Genomic DNA, 17,144 nt, shown 5'->3' with positions numbered 1-17,144 from the left:
AAAGAGGGGAAATAATTTTTCTCTCTTTTTTTATTGGAATAAAATTAATAAAAAATACATTTAAATGAAAATAAGATTAAAAAAATCAGTTGATTTTGATAAAATTTATGAAAGCTATTTCCTTAAATCAATATACGTTGTATTATAAAAATAGATAATTTTAAATTTATCAATTCAACATAAGGAGGGGTGTCTATGGCTGTAAATACAGAAGAACGCCACGGACAAGAATCGCTAGAAAATCATAAACATATGTTTAATCAAGGTGTGAACTATGAACTTTATAATTTTTTAGGTGTTCATAAAATTAGTACAGATGATGAAAGCGGTTATGTTTTTCGCGTTTGGGCTCCTCATGCTAAACAAGTATGGGTATGTGGAGACTTTAACAACTGGGATAAATCTCACCCAATGACGTTAGATAAAAAATCTGGCATTTGGAGTATCGAGGTAAAAGAATCCCGAGAAAATCAATATTATAAATATTTGGTCAAACAGGCAAACGGTAGAGAAGTTATGAAGACTGATCCGATGGCACAGGTATATGAAAAACGTCCTGAAACGGCAGCTGTTGTCAAAGAATTGGAACCGTTTAAATGGAATGACGGTCTATGGCGTGGCAGACAAAAACGTATGAATCATTTTAATAATCCTATCAATATTTATGAAGTACATGCACCATCATGGAAAGAACATGAAGATGGTAGTTTGTATACGTTTAAGGATTTAACAGCAGAGTTAATACCATATGTAAAGAAGATGGGTTACACTCATATCGAATTTATGCCATTGATGGAGCATCCCCTTCCAGCATCATGGGGTTATCAGTTAACGGGATACTTTGCTTTGTGTTCAAGTTACGGTACACCAGATGAGTTTAAGGATTTTGTTAATGAATGTCATCAAAATAATATTGGTGTTTTAGTTGACTGGGTTCCAGGTCATTTTAGTATTAATGATGATGCTTTAGCATATTATGATGGAACTCCAACTTATGAGTATGAAGATCCAGATAGAGCTAAAAATATAGGTTGGGGTGCCTTAAATTTTGATTTAGGTAAACCAGAAGTGCAATCATTCCTTTTATCAAGTGCTTTTTATTGGCTTAACGAATTTCATTTAGACGGTATGCGAGTAGATGCCGTATCAAACATGATTTACCTAGATTATGATGAAGGTCCATGGAAACCTAATAAATATGGAGATACTCGTAATTTAGAAGGATATGCTTTCTTACAAAAATTTAATAAAGTTGTGAAGTTTGCTCATCCTGAGTCTTTGATTATTGCTGAAGAAAGCTCATCAGGTACACAAATATCAGGAACTATTGAATCTGGAGCAATAGGATTTGATTATAAATGGAATATGGGTTGGATGAATGATGTACTAGAATTTTTCGAAATGGATCCATATTTTAGAAAAGATAATTTGAATTTAGTTACATTTTCATTTATGTACTGGCAAGCAGAAAACTTTGTATTACCTTTATCACATGATGAAGTTGTGCACGGTAAGAAGAGCTTAATGCATAAGATGTGGGGAGATAGGTATCGTCAATTTGCACAATTGAGAACGCTCTATACATTTATGATGATGCATCCAGGTAAGAAATTGCTATTCATGGGTGGCGAATGGGGACAATTCTTAGAATGGAAATTCGATCATGGATTAGAGTGGATAGATTTACAAGATGAAATGAATGCTAAAATGCAACATTTTACTTCAGTTTTGAACCACTTCTATAAGGAAGAAAGACCATTATGGGAGTTAGGTCAACAAGATGCTACATTAGAGGTTATAGATGCGGATAATTATGATGATACTGTTTTGAGTTTTATTCGTCATGGTAAACGTAAAAAAGACTTCTTAATTGTTATTTTAAACTTTACACCAGTTGAAAGAAGAAATTTCAGAATTGGTGTCCCATACGAGGGTACATATACTGAAATCTTAAATACTGAAATGAAGGAATTTGGTGGAACATGGGTTGAACATAATGCTGATAGTGTTAGCGAAGAAGTTAACTTTAAGGATTATGAACAGTCTATTACTACAACGGTTCCAGCTTTAGGTGCAATTATTTTGAAGCCTAAAAATGTTAAAGTAACTCGTCGAAGTTCTAAGAAACACTCACATAAGAAATAGTCAAAAAAGAGAGAGAGAATTTGGTTGTTTTTGTTGTTTGATGTCTAGGGTAAGAACAAAGTGAGGTGAAAGATGAAGTTGCTGTGCTTCATCGTAGTATATGAAAAATGAAATGTTAGGAGTAATCCTCGCAGGAGGTAAAGGTACGCGTTTAGGAAAATTGACACATAATCAAGCTAAACCTGCTGTACCATTTGGTGGACGTTATCGCATTATTGATTTCACTTTAAGTAATTGCGTTAACTCAGGAGTTAAAAATATCGGTGTTATTACCCAGTATCAACCCTTAAATCTAAATGCACACATTGGAAATGGTGCTAGTTGGGGATTAGATGACTTGAATGCGGGAGTAACAATATTACAACCTTATTCTAATAATGAAGGTAGCAAGTGGTTTGAAGGGACTGCCCATGCTATCTATCAAAATATTGGTTATATTGATCAAATGGATCCAGAATATATTTTAATTCTATCTGGTGATCACATTTATAAGATGGATTATGAAGCAATGCTTGATCAACATAAAGAAACGGGCGCTTCATTAACTGTTGCTGTTATTGATGTTCCTTGGAACGAAGCACCACGCTTTGGAATTATGAATACTGACGATAATAATCGTATTATTGATTTTGAAGAAAAACCGGCTGAGCCTAAGAGTAATCATGCTTCTATGGGTATTTATATCTTTAACTGGAAGAGATTACGCGAAGTTTTAGTAAATAGCTTTACTCGTAATCAAGATATGGTGGATTTCGGTAAAAATGTTATTCCATATTATTTGAAGAGTGGTGAAAGTGTATTTGCATATAACTTCAAAGGATACTGGAAAGATGTTGGTACTATCGATTCATTATGGCATGCAAATATGGAGTTCTTGGATGAAAATAACGGATTGAACTTACAAGATAGAACATGGCGCATCTATTCTAGAAATCCTATTGCACCACCACAAATCATTGCTGAAACAGCTGAAATTAAAGATGCAATGATTGTTGATGGCTCTTATATTGCAGGTAAAGTTGATCATAGTATTTTATCTGCTAATGTAAGAATTCAACCAGGTTCTGTTGTGACAGATTCTGTAATCATGCCAGGTGCAAAGATTGGTAAAAATGTAACGATTCATCGTGCAATTATTGGTGAAGGTGCTGTTATCGGCGATGATGTTGTCATTGATGGTACAGATGAAATTGCAGTTATCGGAAATAAAGAAGTAGTTGGGGTGACAAGTCATGAAAAATAATAAAATGTGTGCAATCTTAGGAAATGAACATGAATATACGGAATTACTACCATTGACCAAAAGAAGAGCATTAGCCACTCTTTACTTTGACTGCAAATATCGTATCATGGATTTTGCTTTATCAAGTATTGTAAATGCTAATATTCGTAATATTTTCTTAGTGGTAAATCAAGCTAAATTAAAATCCTATTTTGACCATTTAGGCGGAGGTAGAGAATGGGGATTAGATAGTATTGGTAGTTATCGTTACATTAACTTTTCTCAAGATTTAGTTCGTCAAAAAGTAGAAGGTCAAAAGTATTTTGATGATGTAATTGATTATTTAGAGAAATCACGCTCAACATATACAGTTTTTGTTGGTAACAAGATGTTAAATAGTGTTGATTTAAAGGCTGTTTTGAAGATTCATAAGGCACAAAAAAACGACATGACAGTTGTATTCAAACGTATGCCAAAAGATAAGATTGCTTCTGATGATCAAATTCTAGAAATTGATGATCAAACAAATCGTGTAAAGGGCAATCATAACTTTAGTGAATATCCACATAATTCTGATATTTACAACTTATCAATGAATATCTTCATCATTGAAACTCAAAACTTAATTAACCAACTTCGTAAAGGTCAAAGAATAGGAGCATCTGCTAACTTAGAAGATTTCTTCTTAAGTTTGATTAGTCGTTTAAACTGTGGTACATACGAATACACAGGATACATGTGCAATATCTTTGATGTGAAGAGTTACTATGATGCTAACATGGATATGTTGAATGTCGATCATATGAATTCATTGTTATACAGTAGCCAACACATTATTACTAGAACAAAGAATGAAGTAGCTACTCACTTTACTAAGACTTCCGATGTTAAGAATAGTCAATTTGCAACAGGATGCGTTGTTGAAGGATATGTAAGAAACAGTTTAGTATCACGTAGAACATTTATCTCTGAAAATTCTAAAGTGGAAGACTCAATAATCATGTCTAATGCTCGTATTGGAAAAGATGTAGAAATTAAATATGCAATCTTAGACAAAGATGTTGTAGTTAAATCTGGTGTAAAGATTATCGGAACTCCAGAAAACCCTGTAGTTATTGAAAAGAAGATGAAAGTAACAAGTGATGTTATTCAAGATACACCTAGGGAGGATGTTGAAGACTAATGAAACTTTTATTTGCCGGTAGTGAATGTGCACCTTTCTTTAAAACTGGTGGCTTGGGTGATGTAATGGGAGCATTACCTAAAACAATTGCTAAAACAACTGATAATGATGTGAGAGTAGTACTACCATTTTTTACAGGAATGGCAGAAGAATATAAAAATCAACTCTCATTTGTAACAAGTTTTTATGTGAAAGTTGGTTGGCGCGATCAATATTGTGGTGTTTTAAAATTAGAAATGGATAATGTTACTTACTACTTTATTGATAACTTGTACTATTTTGATAGACCAGGTTTATATGGTTACTATGATGAAGGGGAACGTTTTGCTTTCTTCCAACAAGCGATTATTGAAATGCTAGAAAAAATTGGATTTATTCCAGATATTTTACATGTAAATGATTATCATACAGCATTTATTCCATTTTTATTAAAAGAAAAATATGGTTGGATTAATGCATATCAAAACATTAAAACAGTTTTGACAATTCATAACTTACAATTTCAAGGTGAGTATGGACGTGAAGTATTAGGAGAATTATTTAATTTAGATGCTTCGTACTATGATGATGGAACTGTTCGCTTCGATACTGCTGTTAATTTCATGAAGACTGGAATTTTGTATGCTGATAAAGTAAATACAGTTAGCCCAACTTATGCAAGTGAAATTCAAACTGAAGCCTTCGGACAAGGATTAGATGAAATTTTGAGAATGCATAATTGGAAGTTAAGAGGAATTCTAAACGGTATTGACTACGAAAGAAATAATCCTGCTACAGATAAAAATCTTGTCGCAAATTATTCTGCTAAAAAGTTAAAGGGCAAAGTTAAAGATAAGCTAGCTTTGCAAAAAGAATTTGGTTTACCTCAACGTAAGGATGTTCCTGTAATTGCAATGGTTAGCCGTTTAACAGCACAAAAAGGTTTCCAATTAGTTGTTTCAGAAATGCAGAATTTAGTTCAATTTGATGTTCAAGTAATAGTTTTAGGAACTGGCGATGCTAATTTTGAACATGACTTTAGATACTTTGCAGACACTTATCCGGAAAAAGTTGGAGCTGCTATTACATTTGATGTTGGATTGGCACAAAGAATATATGCAGGTGCAGATATGTTTCTAATGCCATCAGCATTTGAGCCTTGTGGATTATCACAAATGATTTCAATGCGATATGGTACACTACCGATTGTTCATCAAATTGGTGGTCTACAAGATAGTGTTCAACCTTTTAATCCTGTAACTGGTGAAGGTACAGGGTTTGGTTTCCATGATTTTTCAGGTTTCTATATGATGCAAGAAATTCAAGAAGCACTACGTTTGTACTCAGAACCAGCAGCATGGACAAAAGTTGTAAAGCAAGCTATGTCACAAGACTTTAGTTGGGAAACAGCAAGTCAAGAATATCTAAATATGTATAATGAATTAGTTTAATAAGGATGACTAAGGAAAGAGGATTAACATGGATTTTAACAAAGAAGTTTTTAAAGAAAAATTCAAAAATCGTTTAGATGAAAAATATGCTTTAGATGTAAAGGATGCAACACCTCAAGAACTTTATTTAACATTGAGTTCAATTGTACGTTCAAGCTACAGTCGGTATTGGCGTAAAACTTGGAAGAAGTACATGGAAGATGGTAAAAAGCAAATTTACTATTTCTCTATTGAATTTTTACCAGGTCGCTTATTAATGAGTAATTTACTCAATATGGGTTGGTTAGAAACAGTTAGAGAAGCATTGAAAGATTTAGATATCGATTTAGATGAAATTGCGGAAGCGGAAAAAGACATGGCTCTTGGTAATGGTGGGCTAGGTCGTTTAGCCTCTGCTTTTATGGACTCTTTAGCTTCTGATGGTCTTCCAGGAAACGGTAATGGTATCCGTTATCGTTACGGATTATTCAAGCAAAAATTTATTAATGGTTATCAAATTGAATTACCTAATGAATGGCTTGATAGTGGTAATCCTTGGGAAATTCGTCGTGAAAGTAAATCTGTGACAGTTAGATTGGGCGGAAAGGTATATCTTGTTGACAGAGGAAGTTACCTTGAACCAGTTTATGAAGGTGCACAATTAATTAAAGCTGTACCGTATGATACTGCCATTGTGGGCTATAAAAATGGCACTGTTAATACAATGAGATTATGGGATGCTGAAATTCCATCTTCAGAAGAAGCTAAATACAGAACTATTGAACAAAGACGTGAAGTTGAAGATTTAGTATCTGTTCTATATCCAGATGACTCTAAGGAATCTGGACGAATTCTTCGATTGAAACAAGAATATTTCTTTGTATCAGCTGGTATCCAAAGTATTGTTCGTCACTTTAAGAAGTACAATAAATCAATGAATAAGATTGGTGAATATATTGGAATTCATATTAATGATACTCATCCAGCTATGAGTGTAGCTGAATTAATGCGTATTTTAGTGGACGAAGAACATATGAGTTGGGATGATGCTTGGAAACAAACTGTTGCTGTAATGAGTTATACAAACCATACAATCATGGCAGAAGCCCTTGAAAAATGGCCTGTTCATATCATGCAACAAGTTCAACCTCGTATTCTACAAATCATTCAAGAAATTGATCGTCGTTTTGTTGAAGAAAAACAAGGTAAATATGCACGTGATATGATCGAACGTACACGTATTATTAAAGATAATCAAGTGAGAATGGCTAACTTATCTATCATTGGTTCTCATAGTACTAATGGTGTAGCTAAGTTGCATACAGAATTACTTAAAGATGATGTGTTGCATGATTTCTATGTAATGTATCCTGAAAGATTTAACAATAAGACAAACGGAATTACAAACCGTCGTTGGTTACAAATTGCTAACCCAGAATTATCTAAAGTTTTAGACAAAGCAATTGGTACAGAATGGCGTCAAGATCCAACTAAGTTACAAAAGTTATTGAAGTATCAAAATGATAATAAAGTTTTGAACCAGATTGCTAATGCTAAGTTGAAGAACAAAGAAAGATTAGCTAAGTTTATCGAAAAAGAAACAGGAATTAAAGTTTCTACAGATGCTATCTTTGATGTTCAAATTAAACGACTACATGCATACAAACGTCAATTATTGAAATTGATGCATATTGTTAAGTTGTATCTAGACATTAAGCAAGGCAAGGTAGCCTCTGATTTCCAACCAAGAGTATTTATTTTTGGTGCTAAAGCAGCACCTAGTTATTACTATGCAAAAGCCATCATTAAGTGCATTAATGAAGTTGCAAACATGGTAAATAATGATCCTGAAATTGGCGATAAGTTAAAGGTAGTATTCTTGGAAGATTATCGTGTATCTTTAGCAGAAAAGATTATCCCAGCTGCTAATATTAGTGAACAAATTTCTCTTGCATCTAAAGAAGCTTCTGGAACAAGTAACATGAAGTTAATGCTTAATGGTGCTTTGACTGTAGCTACACTTGATGGTGCTAATATTGAAATTAAAGATTATGTTGGGGAAGATAATATCTTTATCTTTGGTTTGACTAAGGATGAAGTATACGATTACTACAATAATGGTAATTACCATTCATATGATTACTACAATAATCATGAAGAAATTCGTCGTGTATTAAATGCTTTTGTAGATGGAACAATTCCAAATTGCCAAGCTGAAGGTCAAGAAATTTTTGATTCACTTACAAAATACAATGATGAATATTTTGTATTAAGAGATTTCGAAAGTTATGTAAATATCCAAGAAATGGTTGATAGAACTTATGGTAATAAGCGTCATTGGAACCAAATGAGTTTGGTTAATATTGCTTACGGTGGTATGTTCTCTTCTGATGATACTATTAAGCGTTATGCTGAAGATATTTGGAACATTAGTCCATTAAAGGATGAAAAACATGGCACATATTCTTTATAATGCCTGGGATTCTTTATATAAAGAACCTTTTGGAGCTGTAAAAATAGGTCACGAAGTTGTATGGCGGATACAAATTTTTCCAGATGAGAATGAAGAAATTCATTATGTTAATTTAATTCTTACCAAGGATGGAGAAGAGGATGTACCTTATGCTTTAGAAAATTTAAATCATGATGGGGTATATCAAGTAAAGCTCCAAATTGGAACAGCTGGATTATATTTCTATCATTTTGAAATTGAAACTAGCTATGGTAGATCATACTTAGAGAAACGCCAAGGTGGAATTGCGCAACAAGTAAGTAGTCAATCAGACTTATTAAGATTTCAGTTAACTTGTTATGATAAAGAAGTTCCAAGTCCTAAATGGTATCGACAAGGGGTAGTTTATCAAATTTTTCCTGATAGATTTGCCAATGGATTACCTAATGGTGAAGTTCAAGGAAGAAAGCTAAATAGCTTTATTTATGGTACTACTGCTGATAAACCTTATTATATTCGTGATAAAAATAATGAGATTGTACGTTGGGATTTTTATGGTGGTAATTTAAAAGGAATCTTGAAGAAGTTACCATACCTAGAGGAATTAGGTGTGACTACAATTTATCTGAACCCAATCTTTTTATCTCGTAGCAATCATCATTATGATACTGCGGATTTCTTAAAGATTGATCCAATGATAGGAAACGAAGATGATCTGAAAGAATTAATCACTGAGATGCATAAGAAAAATATACACTTGATTTTAGATGGAGTTTTCAACCATGTGGGCAAAGAGAGTATCTACTTTAATGCCAGTGGGTCGTATGGGAAAAATGTTGGAGCTGCCCAAAGCAAAGAAAGTCCTTATTATTCGTGGTTTGACTTTATTCATTATCCTGATGATTATAAATCTTGGTGGGGTATTAAAGATTTACCGGTGATAGATAAAGATAATCCTGAATATCAGAAGTTTATTTATGGTGATAGTAATAGAAGTGTACTATCCAAGTGGAATAATTTTGGCATTGATGGTTGGCGTTTAGATGTTGCTGATGAGTTACCAATGAATTTCCTTAGAGGAATTAGAAAAAACTTGGACTCACATCATAAGCAAGTAATGATAGGTGAAGTTTGGGAAGACGCTTCAAATAAGGTAGCATATGATGAACGTCGACAATATACAGTTGGAGATAATTTAACGGGTGTTATGGGATATCCAACAAGAATTTTTGTGATGGATCTGTTAGAGTCTACAAAAAGCTCACAAGATATTAAGAAATATTGTAATGAATATTTACAGTTACAAGAAAATTATCCAAGAGATTTTTGGCTTAATACTTTGAATAATATTGGAACACATGATACCCAAAGAATTAAGACAGTTTTGCATAATGACGATAATAAAGTAATTCAAGCTTTCAGAATACTATTTAATTTACCTGGTGTTCCATGTATTTATTATGGGGATGAAGTAGGTGTTGAAGGTGATACTGATCCAGATAATCGTCGATTCTTCCCGTGGGGACAAGAGAAGAGTAGTAGAATTATACAAGAAGTAAAAAAACTTGTTGATAGAAGAAAGAAAAATATTTTATTACAAGAAGGTCGTTTGGGATTTGTTATTGCAAGAGGTTCACATTGTCCAGCTTTGGCAATAGTTAGATATGATGATCAAGGTAATTCTGTGTATAATTGGTTGAATTTAACTCAATATAAACAGATTATTTCACCAGAGAACTGTGAATACCTTTGTCTACCACAAAATATTCAACAGAAATTCCAACATGAGTTAACTTTGGACTCGTGGGAATATAAAGTTATATAAATAAAAATGTACCAATTTTCAAAAGTTAGTTAAGAACTAACAATGAAGGTTGGTACATTTTTTTATAAAAAAAACAGTCTTTTAAAACTAAGACTGGTGAAATAATTGCTAATTTAATTTTTCTAAAGGATAGACACGATCATCTGCTTCATCATAAACACTAATTGGAAGCTGATTAACAGCATCTATACGGAGATGATATCCATAATTATCTAGGAACAATAATTCGCGATTATCTAGACTAACGATCTTACCGGGAAGACGCTTGCCATCGATAAAGATTTCCAAATTATCCGCAACTTCTAAGCGATGACTTCGTTTACTAATTTCATCAGTAAACATCCAAACTCCAAAATAAAATGCAGGAATAGTAATTTTGTTTTTTCTATGTTTCTTCTTAGCGTGAAAAAAATTTTTTATGCCATCTTTTAAGAACCACTTAGACCTAACGAAGTGCCTACGTTCCATCACCACTATCAACTCCTCCAAACTTAAAAACACACTAAATACCTCTTATTACCGACTATTATATACTATTTTTTTGGTTGTGGAATAGAAAAAATAAATAATAACTAAAATGAAATAATTCATTATTTTTGTTACAAATCAGAAACAATAAAACGTTTACAATAAAACGTTTACGTTGTAATATAACAGTAATTTTTGGTATGATAAATGTAATAAATTATATATGGAGGAATTATTATGCTCAGACTAGGAATTATTGGAACAGGATGGATTGCTGACCAATTTGTTGAAGCTGCTCATGCAACAAAAAGATGGCAATTATCAGCTGTTTATTCAAGAAGGATGAAGAGAGCTAAAGAATTTGGAAGCAAGTATTCTGAGGATATTGTATATTTTGATCGATTATCCGATTTTTTCCAAAGTGATAGTTTTGATGTAGTATATATTGCTTCTCCAAATAGTCTTCATTTTGAACAAGCTAAAGCTGCAATAATGGCTGGAAAACATGCAATTGTAGAAAAACCAATTACATCTAATCCACAAGAAATGTCACAATTAATAAAAGTATTAAGAAGACATCCACAACAATTTTTATTTGAAGCAGCTAGACATTATCATGAAGAAAACTTCAAAGCTGTTCAACAGGCTGTACAAGGAATGGAAGAAATTCAAGGTGCAACTTTGACTTACATGAAGTATTCATCAAGATATGATGCCTTCTTGGAAGGTAAGAATCCTAATGTATTTTCACCAGATTTTGCTGGTGGTGCTTTACAAGATTTAGGGGTTTATATGGTGTATGATGCACTAGCATGGTTTGGAGTACCAGATAGTGTAAATTACTATGCTACAAAGTTAAATAATGGAATTGATGGAAAAGGTATTGCAATTTTTAATTACCCACAATTCGAAGTAACTTTGCAATTTGGTAAAACTGCAAACTCATATTTACCTGGTGAAATCTATGGTAAGAAAGAAACAATTGTTATGGATAATGCTGCAGATTTAAATGAAGTTTACATTGTCAATGGCGAAGGTGAAAAGACAATTATTTCAGAGTTAGCAGATAATAATCCAATGTTAGCAGAAGTTATAGATTTTGCTGATGTATTAGAAAATCCAGATAGTCTTGAAGCTAGAGATATTGCGGATGAATGGTTAGCTATGTCAGTTGAAGTTAATAAAGTAATGTATAAATTACGTTACTATGCGAAAATAGAATTTCCAAGTGATTATGAAGAAGAGTAGAAAGGATTAATTTTAATAATGAATCCAAAATTTGAAGAACAATTCCGTCAAGAAGGATTTACTGAACCTACGTTAATTCAAAAATATGTGTATCCAAAATTAGCTGAAGGAAAGAATGTAGTAGGTTTAGCTCCAACTGGTTCCGGTAAGACTTTAGCGTATTCATTACCATTGCTAGAAAAAATATTACCCAAAGATGGAAGTCAATTATTAATCATGGCTCCTTCTCAAGAATTGGCTGCACAGTTAACAAATACGATAAGACCATGGGCTAAATTATTAGACTTAAGTGTTATTGGTTTGTTAGGTGGTGCTAATGTAAAACGACAAATTGAAAAACTAAAGAAGCATCCAGAAGTAGTTATTGGAACTCCAGGTAGATTGTTAAATTTAATAAATCTAAAGAAACTAAAGCTTCATAAAATTGAATCTATTGTTATTGATGAAGCAGATGAGATGTTAGGTGATGAAGATAGCTTAAATGATGTACGCGAAATAGTTGGTCACTGTCCATCTGAAGCACAAATTAGCTTTTTCTCTGCTACTGAAGCACCTATTCTTTCTGAATTGCATCGTTGGTTTGGTGTTGATGTAGAAAGAATAGATGTTCGAAAAGAAGATGATACACGTGGTGAAGTAACAAACTATATGATAGAAACCCCAACACGTAAACGAACTGAAATGTTAAGAAGATTAGGATATGTTGATGATTTTTATGCTTTAGTTTTCTTTAAACAAACAGCTACTTTACGTGATGTAGCAGAAAAGTTACTTCATATGAAGGTACCAGTAGCTATTTTGTCTAGTGAACAAAGACAAGTAGATAGACAAAAATCATTAAGACAGTTACGTAAAAGAGAAATAAGATTTGTTTTGACAACTGATGTAGCTGCTAGAGGATTAGATTTACCTGATTTACCAGCAGTTGTTAATTATGATTTACCTAAGGATACTAATACTTACATTCATCGCGCAGGAAGAACTGGTCGTATGGGTGCAGATGGTATTGTTGTTAACTTGGGTAATGAACATGATTTGCGTTTATTCAAACAATTAATGTCTGGAACAGATTTTGTGATAGAAAAAGGTATATTATATGCTGGAAAATTAATTCCAGAATCTGAAAAAGCATTGATTGCAGTAGAAGATGAAAGACCTAATAAAAAAGTAATAAAGAAAAAAATTAAAGATAAGAAGCCTACTCGTAAGGAAGAAAAGGCTACAGAAAAGAAGAAGAAAAAGCGTAAGCGTAATTTGAAAAATAAGGGCAAGCGTCATGGACGTAAAAAAGATAAGTAGAGTAGGACGAAGTAAGAGTTAGAGGTGAGCGGATGAAAGCAGTAACGACTTTACATGTTTCAGCTAAATATTTATTTGAAAGAATTGCTGATAAAACGTTGTATGATATTTTTCAAACAACTGGTCAGGAACTTTCTTTGAATGAATTACAGGGGTATTCTTATTTGACTAAGATTGATATGTATAATGAAGCTCAAATTACAATTACTAGTGTCCTCCCTTACTCAAAGTTTCAGTATATTACTGATACAGCTGATAGTCATGTTACAGAAACCTATAAATTTAAGAGTTTAGCTCAAGATAAAGTAGAAGTTACATTTGAGCAAATAGAAGTTACATCTAATTTTTTGAAAGCTGTAGCTAATAAAATAACTAATATATCTTTGGGCTGGTTAAAGAAACATAACTTTAAAAAGGTTTTAAAACATCTAGAAACTGGATATTAGTAATATAAATATTTTTAATTTAATGATTATTGACTAAACCAAGTTTAATTTATTATACTATATGGTGTTGTCAATAATTAACAATGCACTCGTAGCTCAGCTGGATAGAGCAACCGCCTCCTAAGCGGTAGGTCATCGGTTCAAATCCGATTGAGTGCATTTTATCGAAGTTATATACCGAGATAGCAATTTAAACAGTCGGGGGAGCCAGTAGGTTTTCCCGGCTTTTTAAGTATTTAAAAACGATTGGAGATTGAAATGAAAGTAAAAAGAAAAATCTTTTGGGGAGCTTTAATAACTCTAGGGATAGTTTATGGTGATATTGGGACATCACCTTTGTATGTAATGAAAGCTCTAATTATGGATGCTGGAGGATTAAATGGTCTAACCGAAGATTACATAATTGGATGTCTATCACTGGTTTTTTGGACTTTAATGTTAATGACAACAATAAAGTATGTTTTAATAGCGTTGAGGGCAGATAATCACGGTGAAGGTGGAATTTTTGCCTTATATGCATTGGTACGTAATAAGAAAAAATGGCTGATATTACCGGCGTTACTAGGTGGTGCGGCTTTATTAGCAGATGGAACTTTAACACCTGCTGTTACTGTAACGAGTGCTATTGAAGGTTTAAAGGGTATTTCGATTGGTTCTCAGCCGTGGATAAATACACAGTTAGAAGTTAATCTAGTAACATTTGTAATTCTATTAGTACTATTTTTGATTCAACGATTTGGTACAAGTTTTATTGGTAAAGCTTTTGGACCATTGATGTTGTTATGGTTCTCATTTCTAGCAATTTTTGGAATTGTTAACTTAATTCATGAGCCACTGGTATTGAGGGCTTTGTCACCTCATTATGGATTAATGTTGTTGTTTTCTCCTGCTAATAAAGTAGGAATATTTATTTTAGGAAGTGTCTTCCTGGCAACAACCGGGGCAGAAGCTTTATATTCTGACATGGGTCATGTTGGTAAGAGAAGTATATATTTAACTTGGCCATTTGTTTGTGGGGCATTAGTATTAAATTATTTTGGACAGGGAGCATATTTGATTAAAAATCTTGGTAATTTTAAAACTACTGGTGATATTTTTAATCCGTTTTATGAGATGCTACCTTCCAGTGTCTATTTATTTGGCGTACTAATTTCAACGATTGCTGCAATCATAGCCTCTCAAGCTTTAATTACTGGATCATTCACATTAGTTGAAGAAGCGGTCGGATTGAAATTACTACCTAAAATGAAAGTAGAACATCCTTCTTTATCCAGAGGTCAAATTTATATTCGTACGATAAATTGGTCATTATGTATTTGTACTCTGTTAGTTTTGGTATACTTTAGAACTTCTGAAAAAATGGAAGCAGCTTATGGTTTAGCAATTACAATTACAATGCTTATGACAACTATTTTGTTATCACAATATCTTAAGGATAAAGTAAATGTAGTGTTTAATGGGATTTTCTTAGCTGTTTTCTTGTCAGTTGAATTGATATTCTTAATCTCTAGTTTAACTAAGTTTACACATGGTGGTTACGTAACTCTATTAATCACGCTTCTGATACTATTAATTATGGTAATTTGGTATTTTGGTAATAAATTACGTGATTATCTAAGTGATGAAGAAGAATGGGTATCGTTAAGTGATTATAAAGATGTATTACAGGAACTATCAAATGATGATAGGATTCCACTTTATATCAGTAATTTAGTAATGTTGACTAAAGTAGATAAAAGAACTTATAAAGTTAAAAGAGAGACTCTGTATTCAATTTTAGATAAGTCTCCTAAGAAAGCCAAAGTATATTGGTTTGTAACAGTTAATACTACTAGTGATCCATATACAAATTATTATACAGTTGATATGATGGGAACAAGAAACATTGTTAATCTACAACTTTATTTAGGATTTAAAATGGATCATCGCGTAAACCTTTATTTGAGACAAGTAGTTGAAGACTTAATCGAAAATGATATTATCGATGAACAACCTCAAAAGTATACAACTATGCCTGGAAGAAAGATAGGGGATTTCCGCTTTATTATCATTCAAGAACTACTATCTCCAAATACAAGAGTAAGAGGATGGCAACATTTACTTATTTCTGCCAGAATCTTTATTCAAAACCATAGTACTAACCCAATTCAATGGTTTGGACTTGAATTTAGTGAGGTTAAGGTTGAAAAGGTACCATTACTATTAAAGAAACGAAGAATACCAGCAATGGAACAAAGAATGATTTTGAATCCTAAAGATGTAAAACGTAGTACAAAAGAATAATATAAAAAAGATAGGTTGACAGTTAAATGTTACCTATCTTTTTTATATATGTCTTTAATACAATTTATAGTAGAAAACATAATGTTAAATATTGTATAGTAGATATGAGAATAAATTTAAGAGAAATACGAGGGATTGTATGACTACAATTAGAGATGTCGCAAAATTAGCTGGTGTTTCTCCATCAACAGCTTCAAGAGCGATGCATGACAGTAATTTAATTAGTGATAAGACAAAGGAAAAAGTAAGAAAAGCAATGGAGGAGTTGAATTTTTCTCCTAATTACGCTGCACAAAGTTTGGCCAATAGGTTTTCAAAAACAATTGGTGTTATTTTACCAATAAGAGAAGAATCTGTTGGTAATAATCCATTTTTTATTCAAATACTTCAAGGAATTTCGACTATTTGTAACGCACATGATTATATAGTTTCGTTAGCGACAGGTCAAAAAGAAGAAGAATTAATCCAAAATATCGATAATTTAATAAATAGGGGTAATGTTAAGAACTTTATTTTTCTTTATTCGAAAGAAAATGATGTAATTCTAGAATATGTTAAGAAACAAAAAGATGTGTTTTATGTGATTGTGGGTAAACCATATGACAATATTGAAAGTACATCATATGTGGATAACGATAATATTCAAGCTAGTAGCGATGCGACTAATTATCTAATCAATAAGGGACATCAAAATATATGCTATGTATATACTAATCTAGACGAAATGGTACAAGATGATAGATATGTAGGATATAGGCTAGCGATTAAAGAAAAATTATTTAATTCATATAAATTAAACTTTTCAAGTGATAATTGGGAAGAAAATAAGGAAAAGTTACTAACTTTTATCAAAGCAAATCCACAAGTAAATGGGATTGTTGCATGTGATGATATAACAGGATTAACTGTTCAACAAATATTGATAGAATCTGGGATAGATTTAGAAAAGTATGAAATTGTAACATTTAATAATTCTATCTATACTCAAATTGCTAAACCTATGATAACTGCAGTAGAAATTTTTCCAAGATTTTTAGGATCAGAAGCAGCTGTCTTAGCAATAAATAATGGGCAAAAAACATTAGATGTGGGGACTAAACACATAATTGTTCCACATAAAATTATAGAGCATTAAAAAGTCACGAAAAAAATTGTGATTTTTTA

The 17,144-nt window shown here is 32.3% G+C and carries 12 protein-coding genes and 1 tRNA gene; 12 read left to right on the top strand and 1 reads right to left on the bottom strand.

All coding sequences use genetic code 11. The features are described from left to right. The first annotated feature begins 195 nt into the window (after positions 1 to 195). The 6 genes from glgB (at position 196) to OZJ21_RS08345 (ending at position 10,236) form a co-directional block, all read left to right on the top strand. Positions 196 to 2,145, top strand: coding sequence for a 1,4-alpha-glucan branching protein GlgB (glgB, locus tag OZJ21_RS08370; protein ID WP_004564290.1), 1,950 nt, complete (start codon positions 196 to 198; stop codon positions 2,143 to 2,145). Between the two features lie 100 nt (positions 2,146 to 2,245). Continuing rightward, positions 2,246 to 3,388 carry a glucose-1-phosphate adenylyltransferase gene (locus tag OZJ21_RS08365; protein WP_003705177.1) on the top strand — a complete coding sequence of 381 codons (1,143 nt, stop codon included), beginning with the start codon at positions 2,246 to 2,248 and terminating at the stop codon, positions 3,386 to 3,388. After that, positions 3,378 to 4,550 (top strand): glucose-1-phosphate adenylyltransferase subunit GlgD, encoded by a 1,173-nt coding sequence (gene glgD / locus OZJ21_RS08360; RefSeq protein WP_011476258.1) that lies wholly within the window; start codon positions 3,378 to 3,380, stop codon positions 4,548 to 4,550. The genes OZJ21_RS08365 and glgD overlap by 11 nt, the downstream gene beginning before the upstream one ends. After that, on the top strand, positions 4,550 to 5,980 hold the full coding sequence (gene glgA, locus OZJ21_RS08355; protein ID WP_044005092.1) for a glycogen synthase GlgA: 1,431 nt from the start codon (positions 4,550 to 4,552) through the stop codon (positions 5,978 to 5,980). Before glgD ends, glgA begins: the two co-directional genes overlap by 1 nt. A 28-nt stretch (positions 5,981 to 6,008) precedes the next feature. Beyond that, the gene (locus tag OZJ21_RS08350) at positions 6,009 to 8,432 is read left to right on the top strand and encodes a glycogen/starch/alpha-glucan phosphorylase (RefSeq protein ID WP_081509752.1); all 2,424 of its coding nucleotides are present in this window, start codon (positions 6,009 to 6,011) and stop codon (positions 8,430 to 8,432) included. Beyond that, positions 8,413 to 10,236 carry a glycoside hydrolase family 13 protein gene (locus tag OZJ21_RS08345; protein WP_099460299.1) on the top strand — a complete coding sequence of 608 codons (1,824 nt, stop codon included), beginning with the start codon at positions 8,413 to 8,415 and terminating at the stop codon, positions 10,234 to 10,236. Before OZJ21_RS08350 ends, OZJ21_RS08345 begins: the two co-directional genes overlap by 20 nt. 108 nt (positions 10,237 to 10,344) lie before the next feature. On the opposite strand, the gene OZJ21_RS08340 is transcribed toward OZJ21_RS08345, so the two are convergent. Further along, positions 10,345 to 10,710 carry a DUF4828 domain-containing protein gene (locus tag OZJ21_RS08340; protein ID WP_004563810.1) on the bottom strand — a complete coding sequence of 122 codons (366 nt, stop codon included), beginning with the start codon at positions 10,708 to 10,710 and terminating at the stop codon, positions 10,345 to 10,347. A gap of 231 nt (positions 10,711 to 10,941) precedes the next feature. Here OZJ21_RS08340 and OZJ21_RS08335 point away from each other — a divergent pair, with 231 nt between their 5' ends. The 6 genes from OZJ21_RS08335 (at position 10,942) to OZJ21_RS08310 (ending at position 17,115) form a co-directional block, all read left to right on the top strand. Continuing rightward, a complete protein-coding gene (locus OZJ21_RS08335; RefSeq protein ID WP_003703057.1) occupies positions 10,942 to 11,952 on the top strand; it encodes a Gfo/Idh/MocA family protein in 1,011 nt (336 codons plus the stop codon). A gap of 18 nt (positions 11,953 to 11,970) precedes the next feature. Further along, positions 11,971 to 13,251 (top strand): DEAD/DEAH box helicase, encoded by a 1,281-nt coding sequence (locus tag OZJ21_RS08330; RefSeq protein WP_268857659.1) that lies wholly within the window; start codon positions 11,971 to 11,973, stop codon positions 13,249 to 13,251. 32 nt (positions 13,252 to 13,283) lie between these two features. Continuing rightward, positions 13,284 to 13,697, top strand: a complete 414-nt coding sequence (locus OZJ21_RS08325; RefSeq protein WP_003710591.1) for a DUF3284 domain-containing protein — start codon at positions 13,284 to 13,286, stop codon at positions 13,695 to 13,697. A gap of 85 nt (positions 13,698 to 13,782) precedes the next feature. Then, a tRNA-Arg gene (locus OZJ21_RS08320) sits at positions 13,783 to 13,856 on the top strand. Positions 13,857 to 13,955: 99 nt separating this feature from the next. Further along, a complete protein-coding gene (locus OZJ21_RS08315; RefSeq protein ID WP_081540933.1) occupies positions 13,956 to 15,980 on the top strand; it encodes a KUP/HAK/KT family potassium transporter in 2,025 nt (674 codons plus the stop codon). Between the two features lie 139 nt (positions 15,981 to 16,119). After that, complete coding sequence (locus OZJ21_RS08310; protein WP_099460297.1) at positions 16,120 to 17,115, top strand: LacI family DNA-binding transcriptional regulator; 996 nt, start codon at positions 16,120 to 16,122, stop codon at positions 17,113 to 17,115. The last annotated feature ends 29 nt before the right edge of the window (positions 17,116 to 17,144 follow it).

It is taken from the genome of Ligilactobacillus sp. UO.C109, assembly GCF_026847815.1.
GTDB lineage: Bacteria > Bacillota > Bacilli > Lactobacillales > Lactobacillaceae > Ligilactobacillus > Ligilactobacillus salivarius.
This window is presented reverse-complemented; position numbering and strand designations above follow the sequence as displayed.